Here is an 18,409-nt window from a genome sequence, read left to right on the forward strand (position 1 = left end):
GGCGGGTGGTCACCAGTTGAGGGCTTCCTGGGCGGGGTCGTAGAGGCCGAGTCCGGTGTACGGGACGGGGGTGCCGCCGGGTTCGTCCTCGCCGTCGGCCTGCTCCTGGCCGTCGTCCAGGTCGTCGAGGCTGTCGTCGTCCGAGCCGTCGGCCTGCGGGTCCGGGGCGTAGGGAGGGCGGGGGCCGGCCGTGGGCGGGGGTGTTTTCAGCGGTGCGGTGCGGGTGAGGAGGCGTTGCTCGCCGGGGGTGGCGGTGCCGGTGTGAGCGCGGCGCATGAGCTGGTCGAGGGCGTCGGCGAGGTCGGCTTCGTGGGTGTTGCGGTCGCCGTGGCGGGTGGTGATGGTTTTGATGTGCTGCCAGGTGGCGCTGTTGAACGGCTGGTGGATGTGGTCGCGGTGGATCCACGGGATCTCTGTCAGGTGTCCGTCGGGCAGGCGGATCCATACCTGGCGGGCGTCGTGGGGGTTGGTGTGGATCTCCCATTTGCCGCCGCGCGCCGTGACGGGGGAGGGCTGGCCGCGGTAGGGGGCGAGGACATCGTGGTCGTAGGTGCGGTGGTCGATGCGGATGCCGCGTTCGATGATGGCCTGCCAGCGCACCGGCAGCAGTTCGAGGTAGTCGCTGCCGCTCAGCGGGAGGGGCACGTGGCCGGCGACGGCGATGAGGGCGGCCCACATCTGGTTCGGGGTCAGGGCCTTCTTGGGCAGGGTGGGGTGGCGCAGGCCTTCATGGGGGCGGTGATGGTAGTGGATCAGCCATTCGTCCAGCAGGTCCTGCAACTGGGCGACGCTGAAGCAGGCCTCGGTTTCGGCAGCGGGTCCGCGGCGGGTGACGTCGGAGCCGGTGTAGCCGGGCAGGTGCTGGCAGAGCAGGGCGTTGATGGTGCCGAAGGTGCGCTCGACGATGCCTTTGGCGGCGGGGGCGTGGGGCGGGGTGGGCTGGACGCTGATGCCGAGGGTCTCGCAGGCGGCGGTGAACGCCGTGGACAGGTAGACCTTGCCCCGGTCCACGACGATCGTCTCGGGCACCACGACCGGCCGGGCGGCTGCGCCCTGAAGGCGTTCGTCCAGACTCATCAGCCGCTGGAGCTGGGGGAGTGGGGCGTGGGCGAGGCGCAGGGCGTCGGGCCAGGTGGGGCGGGCCGGGTGCGGGACGGCCATCTCCGCCAGCAGTAGGGCGGCGTCGACGGCCTTGGTGCCGGCGGGGCGCAGGACGGCGGCGAGGATGGCGCGGGTGGCGACGTCGACGGCGATCGTGAGTTCGGGCCGGCCGGTGGTGCCGTCGTCGAAGACGGCCAGGACGTCCAGCCGCGTGGTGTCGACCTGTACCTGCTCGCCCGGCCGCAGCGCCACGGTCGGGGTGAATGCCCGTCTGCCGGCCGGGGCCGGAAGGGCGCGGGCGGGGCGGTGAGGGTGTTCGGCGGGGTGGGCGAGCTGGTGGACGAGCTGGTAGAAGGTGGCCTGGGAGGGCATCGGCACGGCGCCGCAGCCGTACCGGTCCTCCAGGATCTGCGCGACCAGGGGTGTCAGGCCTTTGACGGTGCCTTTGGAACGGCCGCGCTGGCGGCGCAGCGCTTCCTCGATCGCGGCGATGACGCGTTCGTCGGTGCGCCCGGTAGGGCTGGGGCGGCGGGTGGTGCGGTGGTCGACCAGCCCCCAAAGGCCCTGCTTGCGGTAGGCCAGGCGCATGCGCTGCACCGTGGTCCGGGAGACGGGCCCGAAGCCGATCGCGGTCAGCTCCGCCGCCTTGGCCTTCTCGCGCTGCGCGAGTGTGAACCGGTCGGGGTCGTACTCGGCCCGGGGCACCCCGCCGCTGTCCGTCCCGCCGGGCAGGCCGGACTCCACCTCGCGGATGTGCCGCTGCCAGGCCAGCGCCTTGCGCCGCGCGTCCTCGGGTGCGGTTTCGAACAGCCCCCACCGCGTCACGGCCTGCGGCATCTCGGCGCCCACGATGGCGAAGGACGGGTCGGCGAACAGATGCCCGGCCACGACCGTCTCGTCTCCTCCTGTCTCACCGGCCAGGTGGACCTGCTGCCCCGCCAGAGCGACCACCTGCCAGGTGCGGTCTCGGAAGCGGACGTGCGCTCCGACCTGCAGCACCGGCCGTCCGCTACGCCGCACGCTCACCGTCCATCCCTGCTGCCCGGGCCGCCGGTACCGCCGTGGCCGTTCGCACCATCGGCGCCGGGGCTGACGAGGACCCGCTCGTTCAGCGGTACGTCCAGGGGCGCGGCGAGGTGTCCGTGCCACAGGGCGTGGAAGACGGCGGGCAGGACTTCGATCGGGTCGCCCACCGTCTCGGCGCCCTCGATCAGCGGCCGCGGCTGTGCGAACGCCTCATGGACGGCGGCCGCGAGATGGGGACGGCCGGCGTTGCGGGGGTGGCGGTAGCCGGCCAACCATTTCAGGTTTGCCGCCAGCGTTTTCTCCAGCGGCTCAAGGCGCAGATAGCTCCAGCCGGCCTGCGCGCACGCCGCCTCGAGAACCACCGCGGCCCTCTGGGCCCGTTCACCGCCGGCCTCCGGGTGGCTGGGACAGTCGGCCAGCAGAGCGGCGCCGTCGCGGTAGCGGGCGAAGAGCTGCGGCACCCACGAGCGCACCTGGCCGCGGCCCTCCCGCCACAGCAGACGGACCGGCCTCCCGGCGAGGCCGACCACCTCAGGGTCGCGGTCCAGCACCATCAGCTGCGCCCGCATCGCGGCTGACCCGCAGGCCACATGCCGGCCGGTCGTGGCCGACCACCACTGCCCGGGCCCCCACCGCCGCCCCGGCACCACCGGGAACGCCGACACCGGCTCGAGTTCCTCGAAAGCCACCGCGAGAGCTGCGTCCGCCCACCGCTGCTGCACCACCTGCCCGACGGGGTCGACGAAGACCGCCTCCCACCCGGATCCGGTATCCGCCCGCATGTGCTGTGAGCGGCCGCCCGATGCGGCCGCTGCGTCCGTGCCGCCCACGCGCCCCAGTCAAGCCCTTCCTGCCCGGGTGGCGGGCGGCTTCACGGATTTTGATCACGTAGCCGCGGGCGATGAGGTACGGCCGCGGGGATGGCGGGCCGTGCATGCCTGCCGCCTCCTGGATACGTACTCACCGCTGTTTTCCGGGCCGCTCGTTACGGTGGGCCGCGAGCGCTTCGGCCAGGGCCCCGGCTGGCAGACGGGCCCAGCGCGCCAGATCCTCCAGTGCCACCCCGACCGTGAGGGCCGCTGCTGCGGTCTCCCGTATGGCCTGGTCAATCAGCGTGGCGGCATGGCCGAGGTTGCCCAGCAACTGCTGTGCGGCGTCGGCGGTCTTGCCGTACTGGGCGCCGCGCAACTGGGTCAGCTGCTCTTCGGCGTCGTTGACCAGGCTGGTGATCAGTGCCCGCTGCTCGGCCGGCACCGTAGAGCGCCACGTGGTGCCCGAGCCGGGCGAGCTGCGTTTCTTGGACAGGACGCGCAGCTGGGTGGCCATGGACGCGGGCTGGTGCTCCTGCCTCAGCCACCAGGGGTCGTTGCCGTAGCCGGGCGGTCCTCCAGCACCACGGCGCAGGCGGATGACCGCGCCCATCCACGAGGTCAGCGGGCCGCCGTAGTCGGTGGCGGCCAGCGGCCCCAGCCACCCCCGCCCGACCCGCTCGCCCAGCCGACGGCAGAACGCCCCGTCGGCGGGCAGCAGCCGCGGCTGCCCGGCCCCGCTGTCCCTCCACGCCAGCTCGGCCATAGCCGGATCCAGCAGCGCGTCGGCCACGGCCACTATGTCGGGGAAGATGGCCGCGTCCCGGCCCACGATCCGCCACCGCTCCAGATCCGTTCCGGCGTTGCCGTCGGCGACCTGGTGCAGCCGCCGCGGCCAGATCGTCTCCCGCTCCCAGTGCAGGGCCTGCTCCCACCACCGGGCCACCACCGCGTGCGCCAGCGCGAACACCCTCTCCGGCTCCGCCCCGGCCCGTACCGCCCGCCGTGCTACACCCGCCCACCGCCGCTGCGCCACGGCCACTTCCGGCAGATGCCGCACGTCCAGATACTCGTGCGGCTGGTCGGCGTCCGCGTCCAGGAGCCACCGCCCGTGTCGGACACACACCCGGGACCAGAGCGGCGCGTACCGCACCACCCGCACGGCCGTCCCCGTACGCCGGGCCGTGCACAGGCGGCAGCCGAATGCCACCGGCCCGGCGACCGCGCCGCCGATCCGCCATGCTGCAGCCGGAACTCCGTCTTCTTCGGCGGGCAGCTTGGCGTCCTCCCGTTCCCAGGACGGCAACGCCCGCGCCAGCACGTCTTCCTTGACGCCGCACAGGCCCGCCAGGAGCTGCCGTCCGGCTGCGTTCAGCAGTACCTCGGCGTCGGCCCGCGCGCCCCCGCCGTCGTGCCCGGGTTGGTAGTTGCGCCAGTGCCAGCAGGACCGCAACACCTTCGCTTCCATCCCGTAGCGGTTCGCGATGCGGCAGATCAGCGACGAGGTCGTCTCTCCCCGCAGGGGAGCGGTCCGCAGTACGCCAGGGCGATGGATCACTCCACCACGGTCTCGTGCCCGCTGTCCCGGGCGGGCGCTTTTGCAGAGGATGCCCAGGCGCCCCGTCCTCCCCGGGGCCGTCACTCCCACTCGACGGGGCCCTTCAGACCGTTTTTCCTGTCCCCCTGCTACCTCTGTGACCTGCGAAGACGATGCGACAGGCGGGGAATCAGGGGGAGTTGGGAAAAGATCTTGGTCTCCGGCATCCGGATCTGGCCTCCGGCGGCGTGTAAGGGAGTGAAGGCCCTTGGGCCTTCACCAACGAGTTCGTTTCTACTGGGAGGCCTGGTCGATGACTTGGTCGTACTGGGCAGGAGCGGGCGGGGTTCCCCTGCTGCTCCTGCTGTTCTTCGCGATGCGCCGCGCCAAGGGCGTCGTGGAGATGCTTGTGAAGGCGTACATCGAGACCCGGATGGAGCGCGAGGAGCGCGCCACCATGGTCGCGATGGCGCAGTCCCTGCCCGACGGCGGCGCCGCGGCCCGCTTCGAGGAGGGACGGCCGGCTTGGCTGTTCCGCAAGGACGCAGCCGATCCGGCAGGCCATCGGGCCATCGCCACGCGGGAGGCTGCGTGAGCGAGGCCGCCCCGGGAGCGGACTTTGAGTCCTTCGTCCTCGAGACCATTGAGGCGTTCTCCCGACTGGCCCGGGTCGAGGCGGGCGACCTGCACAGCGCAGAAGATGCTGTGCAGGACGTCTACCTGAACATGTACCGGCGGTGGGCGACGATCTCTGCGCAAGAGGGGTCGCTCACCGCATACGGCCGCACCGCGGTGAAACGGGCGGTCATCGACCAGTTCCGTCGGAACAAGCGGATGGTCGCGGTACCGGTTCATGAACTGCCCGAAACGGAATCAGGCATCGGAATCCCCGAGGCCGCCTACGAAATGATTAAGGAAGGTATCGGCGAACTCGTCGCCAGTCTTCCTGAACGGCAGCGCGAGGTCATCACCCTGTGTGTTCTGCAGGACCTCAGCCCTGCAGTGGTTGCGCAGCGCCTCCAGATAAAGGAGGAGTCGGTGAAGCGCTACATCAAAGCCGCCGCCAACAACCTGAAGAAATCCATCAACGAGTACAGCGAGGAGGCCACCGCATGACATACCTGTCCGCTTGGACGCACCAGCCCGAGGAGCGGGGAACCATCCGGCTCCTCGCCCTGTGGCTCCTGCTTGAAGGCTCTGAGCAGGCATTTTCAAAGGGTTCTCGGATCGGCGAGGACCCCGTCCAGGCGGAGGGGGGCCAGCCTTCGGGCTGGCCCCCGGCCCCCGCCCCCTGCCTGGAAGACCACGGAAACGGAAACCATCGAATCGGTGCGTTCCGTGAACTACACGGTCTCCTGAAAAAGGAAATCGATGATTCCGCGACACCGCAGGAAACGCGGCGCGTAGCAGAAATCCTTGAGTTCCTGGACAGGGATAATGTGGCGCGAAGCTGGTGGGAAAGAGCAGCTCTCAAGGGTGACGAAGATGCGCGGGACTATCTTCATATCCTCGATGTCGAAAGAGAAGAAGAGCTATCGACATGCTGTGGGCACGGGAAAGAACACGCTGAGGAAGCTTTCAGATCATTCGTGAGTGGCTTTGTATGCCGGTCGGCCGGTATTCGCGTAGCTACAGACAGGGTCGATTGGGCTTTGGGGGAAGCCGGAGTCGGGCTGTCTGAAGCAACGCAAGCTCTCGTGCGTGAGATTGAGGACTTCCTGGTGCACCTGGACCACACCACCGGCGGGCCACGGTGCTGACACGACAGCGCGTCGCGCGCCCACAGATGGGAGAGTCTTTGTAGACCAGCCTCCATGAGGCCTTCACGTGGAAGGCCGGACGACTCGTTGAAGTGGCGGCCCATCCCCGCGCCCGCGGGGATGGGCCGCCACTGCATTACCCATAGCTCCGTAAGTCGACTCACGGAGTCCTTTCGCCAGCCACGACTGGATCGAGCACTCGCCACTGAATACGGGACCGCCGACCCAGTCCCCGGTTGGTGCGACGTCAGTTGGGGAGACGCTACTGCGGACGCGGTACGACTTACCCCCAGCAGCATCGAAGCGTGCTCGCCGACTGCTCGAGCCTCGCCCACTCCGGTTTCTACGCTGCTGCCAAGCCAGGGGCTCACCAAGCACCAACCACCGCCGGGCTCTTGCCGGGCTATGGGTTCGCTTTGTTGCTGCTTGCGGTCCCGCCCCAGTAGGCGCGGTGAAGATTCTCGGCTCCCGCCTGGGACTGTGCAGTTTGGCTGGCTGATGTGTAAATGGTCTGAGGCGCTGCTGGAGTGGCGGCACGGATGGTCGGGGGCAGTGTCCTTTTTGAGTGCGGGATGTCCGTGCCAGCAGTGATGATGGAGGCTGTTGTGTCACCAGGGTTGTTAGGGGGATCCGTTGTATCTGAGCCGTGTGAAGGTCTCTGGGCTGAGAGCGAGCGCTGAGGGAGAGATCGAGTGCCAGCTGCCGGGACGCTTCAGCGTTCTGATCGGGGCGAACGGAGCCGGTAAGACCACGATCACCGATTCCCTGTACCTGGCGCACACCAGCCGTTTCCCCCTGCTGCCCAGGCAGAGCGCGGCCGTTCTGGGCACAGGCGATGCACCGGGCGTTGAGGTGCAGTACAGCCTGGAGCATGCCGCGGATGCCGAAGGTCCTCTGGGGCAGCAGATTCAGGGCTCTTTGCACCGCTCCGCCAGCGGCGTCGCACAGCAATGGTTCAGCGGATTCCAGCGCAACCTGGGCACGGTCCGTGCTCAGGTCGACCGACACCGAATACTGCAACCGGGTCTGGGGACGGATCCGTTCAAGTTCATCTACCTGCCAGCCTGGCGCCACCCCCTGGATGAGCTGGCTCGTCGGGAGACCCGGATTCTCATCGAGCTGCTGCGCGCTCAGCAGGAACGCCTCGACGGCAGCCGCAGCCTGGTGCCGCTGCGGGTGAAGGCCTCCCGGCTCCTGGAGAACCTCGCCAAGGACGGGCTCATCGAAGCCGTCGAAGAACGCATCAGCAACCATCTCGCCTCTCTCACATCGGGCGTGCAGCGCCAGTGGTCCTACGTGCGAGGACAGGTGATAGACGACTCCTACCTTGCGCGTGTTTTGGAACTGATGCTGGCCGTCATCGAAGGCCGCACAGCGGCCCGTCCGCTGGAGGTCTCGGGTCTGGGCTACGTCAACCTGCTTCACATGGCCGTCACGCTGGCCGCGATACCCGACTCCGCCGCGCGCGCCGCAGCCGCAGCCGCAGGAGAGGCGTCCGAAACCAGCGGCGAACCCGGGGAACTGACGCAAGCGGAGGAGGAGCAACTGGCGCGGGAGCGCCGCACGCAGGCAGTGGCGGAAGCCGAATCCGAGGCGGACTCCTTCTTTCCTCGCACCCCGTTCCACGCCACCGTGGTCATCGAGGAGCCCGAAGCCCACCTCCACCCCCAGCTGCAGCACGCCCTCGTGCGCTACCTGCGCAAGACCGTGCGCGAGCGTCCGGAACTGCAGATCGTGCTCTCCAGTCACGCCACCGACATCATCACCTCCTGCGACCCCGAACAACTGGTCGTGCTGCGGCGCACGCCGGACGGTCAGCGCGTCTGCCGACCGATCACCATGATCCCGATGGTCGAGCGCGACAAGACACTGCGCATGGCCCGCCTGCACATGGACGCCAGCCGCTCGGCCGCACTGTTTGCCGAACGGCTCGTCGTGGTCGAAGGCGTGACCGAAGCCGCCATCCTCCGCGACTTCGGCAGGGCCTGGGCTGGTCCGGACGAGGCGAAGCGGGCCTTCGTCGAGGCACTCAGCATCCTGTACGTCGGGACGAAGGTTGGGCCGTGGACCTCACGGCTCCTGGCGACAAAGGACGCGGAAATATGCGCCCGGCTGGCCGTTCTGCGCGACAGCGACAAGCCCTTCGAAGAAGAGCCCACCTCGCCCGCCTGGCTGGCCGACCACGATCCGGCCGTGGTGCAGGCCTTCATCAGCCATCCGACACTGGAGCCGTCTATTACCCAGGGCAACGAGCAGCTCATCGAGGCCGCGCTGACCGACATCGGCGCAGCACCCATCGGGCCGATCACCCCGCAGACGGTGCACGACCTGTTCAAGAGCGCCCGTAAAGGCAAGAAGGGCGCTCCCGACGTGCCGGCGGGCCCGCACGCCAGGGACAAGGCGGCTTTCGCCGACGCACTGGCCTTTCTCCTGGCCGATGCAGTCGAACACGGCAAACCGGTCCAGGTTCCCAGCCATCTCAGGAACCTGTTCGACTTCCTCTTCCCACACCCCGCAGAGCCCCAGGACGGAGACGGCGCCGAGGAGGAAGCAGAGGAGAGAGACGCCCCGCCCGCTTTGCCGCCCACTGTCCCTGGCCTGTCTCCGGCCGACCCTGGCAGCCCTGCTACGCCGCCGGCGCCCGTGCCCGCCGGAGCTTGGCCCACCGCCCCGGCGCAGCCCGCTGACACCGACCAGTGGGCAGCCAGTACCTGGGGATCTGAGCCGTGGGCAGCGGACCCATGGGGGGACACGGACCGTGACCCCAGCTGACACCGCCAGCACTCTCACCCGTGAACAAGTGACCGCGGCCGGAACACCCCGCCGCCGCCTCTACATCGAAGCGGCCCCGGGATCCGGCAAGACCACCGTGGCGGCTCAACGCTTCGGTATCCAGCGCTTCCACGGCAATGACCAGCGCGCCGTCATCGCGGTCAGTTTCACCCGCTCCGCGACCGCCGAACTCCGCGATCGTGTGCTCAGCCAATGGGGCCCGGACGCTCTCGCCTGGCCGCATCGCATCATCACACTCGACACCATTGTGTGCGACCTGCTCACCCACCTCTTGCACACCGGGCACGTGCGGTGGCCCGCAGGCCACCGCCACCTCACCGTCATCGACCACTGGCGGGTGCTGCTATCCACTCAATGGACCGACAGAGAGCCCACCGTGGTCCTGGAAACAAGCCAGGTCGTCACCCAGGTCGTGCGACGGGCCGGGAAAGCGAACAGACCCAGCACCGTGGACGTTGGCGAGGCCCTGGCCGCGGGGTACTGCACACACCAGGATGCACGCCATCTCCTCGAATCAGCCCTGGGGGCCCACGGCGTTCGCGACGTCCTGCTCGCACGCCTCGCCCAGACTGCCCGGGCGCTGATCGTCGACGAGATCTTCGACGCCAATGCCCTTGACCTGTCTCTGGTCCGCCTCGCCGTCGACGCAGGCTTGGAAGTCACCGTGGTCGGTGATCCGTGGCAGGCGCTGTACGGCTTCCGTGGCGCCCGCCCGGAACAAGTGCCCTGCCTGGTCCAGGACGCTCACTTTGTCCGGCGTGACCTGCGCGCTTCCTTCCGGTGGAAGAGTGCCCAACAAGCCCTACTGGCTGACCGACTGCGCGCAGGACAGGGTGTGGCCCTTCCCGAAGGACAGGCCGAGAACATGGACGTCCTCCTCGCCCTGCGATGGAAACCCCTGTGGGAGGCCGGCCCCCATGTCCTGCCCCTTGCCTACGGATCGACCACAGGCCAAATCCACGAAGCAGCCTGCACCCTGCTGCTCAGCGAAGTCACCCAGCGGACGTTCGGGGAAAACGCCACCTTCCACAGCGACGCCCTCATCACCCTCGGCATCGACCACGAGGCGGCGCAGCGCCTGCGCTCCCCCCTCCAGGCCATCGCCGCTGACCTCGCGGGCACGACTGGCATCGCCGAGATCTGGACCTCCCTCAACACAGTCGTCGCCAGCGAAACCGACCGTCCCCTGCCCAGACGCCGCAACCACACTCACACCGCACGCCTGGAGAACCTGAGAGCCCGCCTCCACACCTCTGCATCCCGAATTATCCCCGGCCTCACCGCCCACCAGGCCAAGGGCCGCGAGTGGGACGCCGTCGGCGTGTGCCTCACCGGCCCGGAGCGCGAAACCCTGCGACAAGGCCTCAGCTCCGACAGCGAAGACCACCGCAAGCTCTACGTGGCCCTCACCCGGGCCAAGCGGATGACCACTGCCGTCTCGGGAGACGTACAGTGACGGTTTCTTTTGTAAGGCAGTGAACGACGGCCTTCCCACGGCCGCGTCCGTCAATGCGTGCGTACAGGCGTGCCAGGCTGCTAGTCGACAGGTCCGGCGTGCTGCTCTCCTGCTTCGAAGCGGACCCCAGCTCGTCCGGACGCACACAATCGCAACGTATGTGCTTGTTTGTCTCAGCCTTCGGAAGGCTGATGTCAGTGGGATGGGGAAGAATCTGTGGCAGTGGAGGGAGGCTTTGATGTCCGCAGCGGACAGTGGTTCTGACCTGCATATACCTTTGCCGAGTGGGTGTCGCTGGTGTGGGGTGGACGAGCGTGAGCACATGCAGCGGTACAAGCCGCCGGTGGGCTGGCACAAGTGGGAGCCACCTACGCTGGAGCAGCGCAAGGACAGGATGCTGGCCCGGCGCCGTCGTGCGTCCGGTAACCGGCTTCTGCGTTTTGCGGCTATGCCGCTAGCTTCCTGAGCTGGCTGAAGACGAGACGCAACTGCTCCGGGACGTCCTGAGGGTCCTCGAGCGCCGAAGCGAGCTGATACATCATGTCGGGCTTGCCTCCGGGGCCACTTTCGCTCTGCTCCCGCAACGTCTGCTTGACCGCGTCACTGAACTTGCCCCCGCGCAGCTGCAAGAAGTCCTCGGGCGCCCAGAGTCCTTCGGTCCTGGGCCAGATCTTGTTGGCGACACGGGCCCAGACCTCGTCGGTGAAGGCCTCCTCGAGCTCGTTGAACTTCTCCCCGCCGGGGAGGCTCAGGTCGGGCTCACCGATGAACTTGACGTAGTCAGCCGCGCGCGGACCGAAGAACTGGGTCAGCTTAGCGGGCTTGAAGATGCTCTTGGGCAGGTTGCGGCTGTCGGCGTCGACCACCAGCATGAAGGACCGCTCGTGTTCGGCGAGGTAGCGGGCCAGATGCAGCGCTCCCTCATTGTTGAAGCATGCCCACAGGGCGATGCCGGCTGCCTGAAGCGACAGCCTCTCGCAGAGCTTGAATAGCAGGGGGAAGGCGCGCTGTTCGGTGTCGCCCTCTACAGCGAGGAAGCAGCGTTCGTGCAGCAGAACGGAGTTCCGCAGGCCGAGCCCGGCGGCGATCTTCCAGAGGTGCTGCTCGAGCTCGTCTCCGACCACCCCGGCCCCGATCCGCTCGATGACGGTGCGGTGGTTCTCCAGCTTGAGGTGGACGACGTCGGAGATCTCGACGCCGTCGATGAGGTTCATCGAGTGGGTGGCGACGATGACGCCGACGTGTGACAGCGCGCTCTGGTCCTGGATGAGCTGCATGACGCGTCGCTGGTGGTGATAGTCCAGGTGCGTGTCAGGCTCGTCGTAGATGACGATCGTCTGCACCGCGGGAGGCTTGGCGTCCTCTTCTTCGGCCGGGACCGCAGGCTGGTCCTCTTCCTCCTCGGCCAGCAACTCGCTGGTCCACTCCCACACGGCCAAGGCGACTCGTCTGCTGCGGCCGAGCCCCGAGCCCTCCAGCCCGACGGACTCCCCGGCAGCACGGGCCACCCGCAGCGGGGCGCCGCGAAAGCCATGCTCGAAGGAGACGTCCGGATCCACGTATACGTCAGCCAGGTCCGGGCAGCGCAGCTGAATGTGATCACAGAGGGACTTGGCTTCGGTCCGAAGACGATCCTTGACCTCGTCTTCCAGCTCACTCAGCTTGCCCCTGAGCTGCGGATCCTCCATGTACTGCTTGAACCGGCCGCTCAGGGCACTTTTGATCTCCGCATCAGGGTGAGCGGTCTTGCCGTCAAAGGGCAACAGTCGTGGCATCCGCTTATCCAGCAACGAGGGCGCGGGGAGCCATGTCTCGCCGCTGGAGTGCTCGCGCGCGTAGGCGCGCAGTGCCTTCTGCAGGTCTTCCTTCTTGCCGCTCGCCGAGTCGAGCCCGTACTCCTTGACCAATGCCTTCAGCGCCGGGACCAGAAGCGACGACAAATCACGCAGTCGCTCGTCATCCGGAAACGAGCTCCAGTACTCAAGGTGCCCTACACGGTCTTGACCGGCCCGGCGGCGAATCCGTACCAGTGCGGGCAACTCAAGCTCCGCCTGCTCCCACTCGTCGAGCTGAAACTCCCCGACCACCACGGTCTCTTCGCACCGCTGAGGGGGAGAGCCAGCCGCCAGCTCCTGTCCGCCGGGCTGCGCCACGAACGTACGGTCGTCTTCCTTGAGCTTCTGCGATCCGGTGAGAAAGTGCAGCGAGTCGAGCACAGCGCTCTTGCCGCCGTCGTTGTGACCGGCCAAGATCGTCGGTTTGCGGACCGGGATCTCACGGACATCGGTCAGCGAACGGAACCCGCTGACGGAGAAGCTGTTGAGGTACAACGCGCCTGCTCACTTTCCTGACGTACACGCCACCGCAGGTAGCCCGCCAGCAAATGACTGCGGTATGCCGCCCGGCGCCCCTCACGCCATCCTAGAACGAAGACCCCAACCGCCACGTCCGTCCCATTCAATTCAGACAACTCAGCACCACTCCAGGGCTGTCGGCTCTGATTCGCATCTTCTGCACCTGCTCTCCTCCTACTGAGTGGGACACCGAACGATTTACAGTCCCAGCTCGACTTCAGGTATCCCGTTGGCAGCAGGCCTGAGACCCTGCTGGGCGAAGGCGAGAAGTGTGACGGTCCGTGCTTGGGGGGCGTGGTGGGTGTTGCGGCGTTGGTGGTGTCGGTGGTGGCGCTGGGGGTGTCCGGGTGGGCGTCGCTGCGGCAGTTGAGGTTGGCGCAGCATGCCAACACCCTGCCGGTGCTGGTGGATCTCTTCCGTGAGCATCGCAGCGCCCGTCTGGCGGGTGCGCGGCAGTTCGTGCATGAGCGGCTGCCGGGCTGTGATCTGTCGGCAGGTCTGGACGGGGTACCGGAAGCCCAGCGGGAGTTGGTGCGCGAGCTGGCCTGGTTCTACGACAACTTGGGTGCTCTGGTCGCGCATGGTGTGGTGGACATCGAGCCTGTCTCCGGATATCTGGGCGGGTCGGTGGTCTCGGTGTGGGAAGGGATGCGGCCGCTGGTGGAAGCAGAGCGGGCCAAGCGGGCCAGGAACGCCATGCCGGATCCGAACCGCTGGCAGGAGTACTTCGAGAACCTCTACCACCTGGTCCGTGAGATCCCCGCGGACCAGGCCCGTGCGCGGACCGAGCTGTGGCGGCTTCCGCGCCCATGATGCCCGACGCGGAGTGACGGCCAGCAGATCTGGTACCTGATCCCTGACGCGGTCGACTGGAACACCGTGATCGACTGGATCGTCCAGCGGGCCCTGCCCGCGCACGTCCCTGCCGCCCTGCGCCGAGTCCGCTCCCCGCACAGCATAGACGCCGACCTGGAGACACCCGCAGAGACGCAAGCCCGCGTCGCCCTCGAGGACCTGGAGCGGCGCTACATCGACGACAAGGCCCGCTTCCAGACCGACCTCGCACGGACGCGGCAGGAAGCCGAACCCGTACGGTCCGGACTCCTGTACGGCAGCGGCGGCGAACTTGCCGACGCGGTCGACGTCGTGCTGCGCGCCGCCGGATTCACCGTCACCGACCTGGATGCGGAACTGTGCACCACCAAGTTGGCCGACCTGCTCGCCGTGCTGGACGGCGACGCGTGCTTGATCGAGGTGAAATCCACATCCGGCGCAGCACCAGAGAAACTGGTCTCCCACCTTCAACGGCACCTGGAAACCTGGCCACAGCTACGCCCCAACCAGCCGGTCACCTGCGCCGCCTTGATCGTCAACCATCAGCACCGGCTCGACCCAGCCCAGCGCCCACCCGAGGCGTACCAGCGCAAAGAGTTCGTCGACGCCCTCAACTCTCCGGTGCTCACCACCGGCCAGCTCTTCGACTGGTGGCGCGCTCAAGACTGGTCGGCAGTGCGGACGTCCGCGCTCGGACGTCCCCACTCCGGCCGGACAAGCAAGCCAAGCACGGCACAGAGCACGGCGAGCTCCCCCCGGCAGCGCAGGTTCTGGTCCCGCTCAGGTGGTGCCAACCCCGCGTAGCGGAGGATCCGCCGACGATCCCGACGCCGTCCCGCTTGGGCTGAGTCCTCATCTAAGGGGTGAGGCGGGGGAGTCCCGCAGGGATGGAGGTACTGCTGTGATCGTCCGACTCCTGGGCGGCCCGCTCACCGGTCGCGTGCTTGAGACCACCGATGTTCCGTGGGCCGGGGAATGGCTCATGGCCGGTGACGCCGACTGGGGCCTGTACGTCGCCGTGCACCGCGACCCGGTGTGCGACCGCCCCACGCGGCGGTCTCAAGCCCATTCGATGCCGAGCTCCCGGAGTGCGTCGCGCTGTTCCTGGGTGAGTTTGTCGCGTCTCGTTTTGGTGTTCGAGATCCACACGCCCAGCCGGACTGTTACGGGCTCCGGTTCGCCGTCGACCGCGATCTCCTCAGCGTGTCCGCGCGGCGTGGGCCGGTCCGCGCCTTCCCGTTCGACCCATTGTGCGAGGGCTGTCAGGCCCCGCTGGAACGCCTGTTGTGCCTTGCTCGGGCCCTTCGTCGACCGCGGGGCCGCCGGGGCGGGGGACGGGGCTTCAAGGGGTTGTACGCCCAGCGCGGTCAGCCTCTCCTGCTGCTCGGTGGACAGCTGCGCCCAGGTGCTCGCTTCCCGTTGCCGTGCGAGCCATTTGCCGAGGTCGTCGCCTTCGAAGGTCACGCCGGGCTGGATGTCGGGGAGGATGCCGCCGGCCTCGGTGTCTGCGAGGTCGGCGAGGACGCGGTAGTGGCGTTGCCAGTCGAGGGGCCACGGGCAGTCCCAGTCGGGGTCGATGGCGGTCAGCTGCGCGGCCCGTGCCGCGGCTCGTTCGGGGTCCTTCCCGGGGCCGCCTTTGCGGCGGAGGTTGGCGAGGTGCTGGCCGATGGGTACGAGGCCTTCGGTGTCGCTTTCGCCCCATACGGCGTCCTGCCGTGGGGCGAGGTGGCCGTGGGCGCGCCGGTACGAGCGCAGGGCGGCGAGCTTGTTTTCCCAGGCTTCGTCGCCGGGTTCCCACACCATCCCGGCTTCTTCGGCGTCGAGGAGCTCCTTGCGGTGGTCGTCGAGTTCGCCCGCGCGCAGGGCTTTTCGTTGCTGGTGGACCCACCGGCCGAGGGGGAACGCCTGGGTGACGCCGACTTCGGTCTCGGTGTCGTAGGGCACGGCGTGCAGGCCGGTGATGTGGTGTTTCTTCCGCCAGCGGAGCAGGGCTTGGTAGCCCTCGAGCCAGACCAGTGATTCGGGCCGGTACACCCTTGTGCGCAGGAAGGCGGCGATGGTGGCGGCGTCGCGGGGGGTGGAGAAGTGCAGCAGCGCGGATTCGACCGCGCCCTGTGTGTCGTCCTGCTCCTGGTCCTCGCCACGCGTCCCGTCGGCGCCGGTGATCTGTCCGTCCTGGTCGCGGACGAGGTGGTGCAGCTTGGTCTGCGGCTGCCTCGACAGTGCCCGCGAGGCGAGCTGCTCGACGAGTCGTTCCGAGTGTGAGCGCAGGCCTTGGAGTACGGCTACGAGGGGGCGGAACGAGGCGGAGGCGACCATGTCGGCCGGGTCCTCGTTGGGCTCCAGGAAGACGGGCACGATGATGCGCGCGACCTTGGTCGTGCCGTCCGGGTTCGGGCGGAGGGCGCGGCCGATGTTCTGCACGATCTCGACCTGGGAGCCGCGGGTGTCGGCGAAGCAGATGGCTTCGACTCCCCGCTCTCCGACGATGTCCACGCCCTCGCCCAGGACCCGCACCGAGGCGAGGAAGGCGCGGTGTACCCGTCGGCCCGCCGCGTCGATGCCGTTGGCGAACTGCCGGAGGACTTTGCGCCGTTCGGCGACGAGGTGGTCGCCGCACAGCCACGCCGACCACACGCGGTCCGGGGGTACGTGGCGGCCGGCCTCGAGCTCGTAGAGCTCCGCGTCGATCGACGACTTCGGCAGCGCGTCCGCGTCGGCCAGGGCCTCGTCGGATGCCTCGGTCACGTACAGCTCCGCGGCCGTCTGCGGCATCTTCTCCGCGAACGCGGCGGCTTCCTCGACCCGCTGGTGGAACGTCATGACCGTACGCAGGTTGTGGCGCGCGGCGTGCTCGAGGAGGGCGGTTTGCAGCAGCGCGAGCCGCCGGCCCCGCAGCGCTTCCTCCGACAGCCCGAGGACGGGGGAGGGGTCGCGGATCTCCAGCACGTCGATCTCGAACCCTGCGAGGATGTTCCGCTCGATCGCCTCGGACAGCCCGAGCTCGTAGATCCACTCGCCGTACGTCCCGTCCGGGTCGCTGGTCATGGAGGCGATCTCCAGTTCCTGGCCGTCCGCGCCTTTCTGCGGGCGGGGGGAGGCGAGGATGCGCGGTGTGGCGGTGAGGTAGAGCCGGAAGTTGGCGGGGATGCGGGTGTTGTCGTGGATGGCTGCCCAGGGCCGGGCGGTGTCCCCGGCGAGTCCGTGGGCTTCGTCCAGGATGGCGAGGTCGAAGCCGTCCATCGACTGTCCGTACAACCGTTCCCCGCCCGCCAGGGCGGCCTCCAGCGGCCCGCGGACCTTCCGCTGGCCCATCGGTGCGTCGATGTCCTCGCGGTCCACGAGGGAGGCGTACGTGGCGAACACGACCACGGGCCCCTGCCCGGCCCACAGGGCGAGCTGGATCGCGTTCGTGGTCGTACGGACCCCGAGCTGCTCCAGGACGTCGTCCTTCTCCAGCGAGCACACGGCGACCATGGGGGAGTTGTGGCCGACCCGGCGCCACGCCTGCGCGGTCTGCACCAGAAGATCCAGGGTGGGGACCATGACGAGGACCCGCCCGCCCCGGAAGCATTCCAGCGCGGCCGTAGCGGCCGTGATCGTCTTCCCGGAGCCGGTGGCGGACACGACTGTGGCGCGCGCTCCCAGCGAGGGCACAGGTGATCTTGCAGGGAATCCCACCCATTTGTGGATACGCGTATTCGCGTCCATCTGGTGTTCTCGAAGCTGGATCACAGCAATTCTCCGGGTTGGGGAAGGACCTGCTCGACCGAGGCAATCCGGTATGCGCCCTGCTGATAGAGACCGCCTGGCCGCCCGTAGACGGTCCAGGCCCGGTGGGCGGCTTCACTGAGGGAGGAGGCCATCATGTGGACGGTGAGCCGTGGTTCGCCTCCGCCCGGAGGGCCGGCCCGCTGGGCGACGATCCGGTAGACCCGATGACGCAGCATCTCGGCCGGTGCCCCGCCGTGCCGCTCTGCAGCGGCTACGTCAAGGGCTACACGCTGCATCCGCTGCTCCTCACGACGGCCTACACGCGGATCCTGCCCCGGTACGTAGACAGGCATCTGCTGCTCCGTCATCACGTAGGCGATCCGCTCCCATTCAGCGCACTCCCACATGGCGATCATCAGCTCACTCAAGTTGAGGATCTCTGCTGGTCCTTGGCGTGCACGTTCCTCGCGCTCCCGGGAGTGCCGTGCATGCGCGTGTACCTGGCCGAGGACGAGCCCGGCGGCCTTTCTCGTCACACCGAGCCGGGCTATTTCAGCCGGAAGATATTCGTAGACCGACATGAACCCGGCTCCCTCGCTGCCAGAGTGTGTCTCCTGTTTCCACCAACTCTACATGCTGCATCAAATCGACGATGCGTTACACGGAAACCAGAACACGAACGAGCGACCCACCACCCCGGCAGCCAGCCCAGCCCGCGGCAGCGGGCTAACGGCCCGTAAGGCGCAGCCTGAAGGGCCGTCAGGGCGGGGGAGCGCAGCGGACCCGCCCCAGGAGTGCGAAGCACTCCCCAACTCCCTTGCTAAAAACGCAAATAGCCGCACCTGACACACCGTCAACCCCGGGCAGCGCGCAGCGCGGCCCACCGGCCGCGAAGCGGCGGCCTCCCTCAACTCCCGAAGCGAAGCGGAGGAGTTACCCGGCGAAGCCGGGCGCGGTGAGCGAAGCGAACCGCCGGCACCGCGAAGCGGGTGCCTTCGCTTGCACATCGCGCAGCGATGTGGTAC

The 18,409-nt window shown here is 68.3% G+C and carries 13 protein-coding genes; 7 read left to right on the forward strand and 6 right to left on the reverse strand.

Translation table 11 applies throughout. The features are described from left to right. Positions 1 to 9: 9 nt before the first annotated feature. From OG798_RS54710 to OG798_RS54720, 3 genes are all read right to left on the reverse strand, one after another. The gene (locus OG798_RS54710) at positions 10 to 2,127 is read right to left on the reverse strand and encodes a transposase (protein ID WP_328755777.1); all 2,118 of its coding nucleotides are present in this window, start codon (positions 2,125 to 2,127) and stop codon (positions 10 to 12) included. Beyond that, entirely contained in the window at positions 2,124 to 2,909 is a 786-nt protein-coding gene (locus OG798_RS54715) for a TnsA-like heteromeric transposase endonuclease subunit (RefSeq protein WP_328759956.1), read from the reverse strand. The genes OG798_RS54710 and OG798_RS54715 overlap by 4 nt, the downstream gene beginning before the upstream one ends. A 178-nt stretch (positions 2,910 to 3,087) precedes the next feature. After that, the gene (locus tag OG798_RS54720) at positions 3,088 to 4,494 is read right to left on the reverse strand and encodes a DNA-binding protein (RefSeq protein WP_328755776.1); all 1,407 of its coding nucleotides are present in this window, start codon (positions 4,492 to 4,494) and stop codon (positions 3,088 to 3,090) included. A 292-nt stretch (positions 4,495 to 4,786) separates the two neighbouring features. Between OG798_RS54720 and OG798_RS54725 the strand changes: the two genes are divergently transcribed. The 5 genes from OG798_RS54725 to OG798_RS54745 all read left to right on the forward strand — a co-directional run bounded on the left by OG798_RS54725 (position 4,787) and on the right by OG798_RS54745 (position 10,482). After that, positions 4,787 to 5,068, forward strand: a complete 282-nt coding sequence (locus tag OG798_RS54725) for a hypothetical protein (protein WP_328755775.1) — start codon at positions 4,787 to 4,789, stop codon at positions 5,066 to 5,068. Then, positions 5,065 to 5,589, forward strand: a complete 525-nt coding sequence (locus tag OG798_RS54730; RefSeq protein WP_328755774.1) for an RNA polymerase sigma factor — start codon at positions 5,065 to 5,067, stop codon at positions 5,587 to 5,589. Before OG798_RS54725 ends, OG798_RS54730 begins: the two co-directional genes overlap by 4 nt. Next, positions 5,586 to 6,233 carry a hypothetical protein gene (locus tag OG798_RS54735; RefSeq protein WP_328759955.1) on the forward strand — a complete coding sequence of 216 codons (648 nt, stop codon included), beginning with the start codon at positions 5,586 to 5,588 and terminating at the stop codon, positions 6,231 to 6,233. The genes OG798_RS54730 and OG798_RS54735 overlap by 4 nt, the downstream gene beginning before the upstream one ends. A 648-nt stretch (positions 6,234 to 6,881) precedes the next feature. Next, a complete protein-coding gene (locus OG798_RS54740; RefSeq protein WP_328755771.1) occupies positions 6,882 to 9,005 on the forward strand; it encodes an ATP-dependent nuclease in 2,124 nt (707 codons plus the stop codon). Next, on the forward strand, positions 8,992 to 10,482 hold the full coding sequence (locus OG798_RS54745) for a UvrD-helicase domain-containing protein (RefSeq protein WP_328755770.1): 1,491 nt from the start codon (positions 8,992 to 8,994) through the stop codon (positions 10,480 to 10,482). The genes OG798_RS54740 and OG798_RS54745 overlap by 14 nt, the downstream gene beginning before the upstream one ends. 446 nt (positions 10,483 to 10,928) lie before the next feature. Here OG798_RS54745 and OG798_RS54750 read toward each other — a convergent pair whose 3' ends face one another. Beyond that, on the reverse strand, positions 10,929 to 12,812 hold the full coding sequence (locus OG798_RS54750) for an ATP-dependent nuclease (RefSeq protein ID WP_328755769.1): 1,884 nt from the start codon (positions 12,810 to 12,812) through the stop codon (positions 10,929 to 10,931). A gap of 318 nt (positions 12,813 to 13,130) precedes the next feature. On the opposite strand from OG798_RS54750, the gene OG798_RS54755 reads away from it, so the two are divergent. Together OG798_RS54755 and OG798_RS54760 are read left to right on the forward strand one after the other, a co-directional pair. Beyond that, positions 13,131 to 13,649: a DUF4760 domain-containing protein gene (locus tag OG798_RS54755; protein WP_443054174.1), complete on the forward strand. Its 519-nt coding sequence runs from the start codon at positions 13,131 to 13,133 to the stop codon at positions 13,647 to 13,649. Positions 13,650 to 13,715: 66 nt separating this feature from the next. Further along, a complete protein-coding gene (locus OG798_RS54760) occupies positions 13,716 to 14,474 on the forward strand; it encodes a hypothetical protein (protein WP_328755767.1) in 759 nt (252 codons plus the stop codon). 255 nt (positions 14,475 to 14,729) lie between these two features. Here the strand turns inward: OG798_RS54760 and OG798_RS54765 are convergent, their stop codons facing one another. Both OG798_RS54765 and OG798_RS54770 read right to left on the reverse strand, forming a co-directional pair. Continuing rightward, on the reverse strand, positions 14,730 to 17,405 hold the full coding sequence (locus OG798_RS54765; RefSeq protein WP_328755766.1) for a DEAD/DEAH box helicase: 2,676 nt from the start codon (positions 17,403 to 17,405) through the stop codon (positions 14,730 to 14,732). Next, on the reverse strand, positions 17,402 to 17,965 hold the full coding sequence (locus OG798_RS54770; protein ID WP_328755765.1) for a hypothetical protein: 564 nt from the start codon (positions 17,963 to 17,965) through the stop codon (positions 17,402 to 17,404). Before OG798_RS54770 ends, OG798_RS54765 begins: the two co-directional genes overlap by 4 nt. Positions 17,966 to 18,409 lie beyond the last annotated feature (444 nt).

It is taken from the genome of Streptomyces sp. NBC_00271, from assembly GCF_036178845.1.
In the GTDB taxonomy this organism is placed as follows: Bacteria; Actinomycetota; Actinomycetes; order Streptomycetales; family Streptomycetaceae; genus Streptomyces.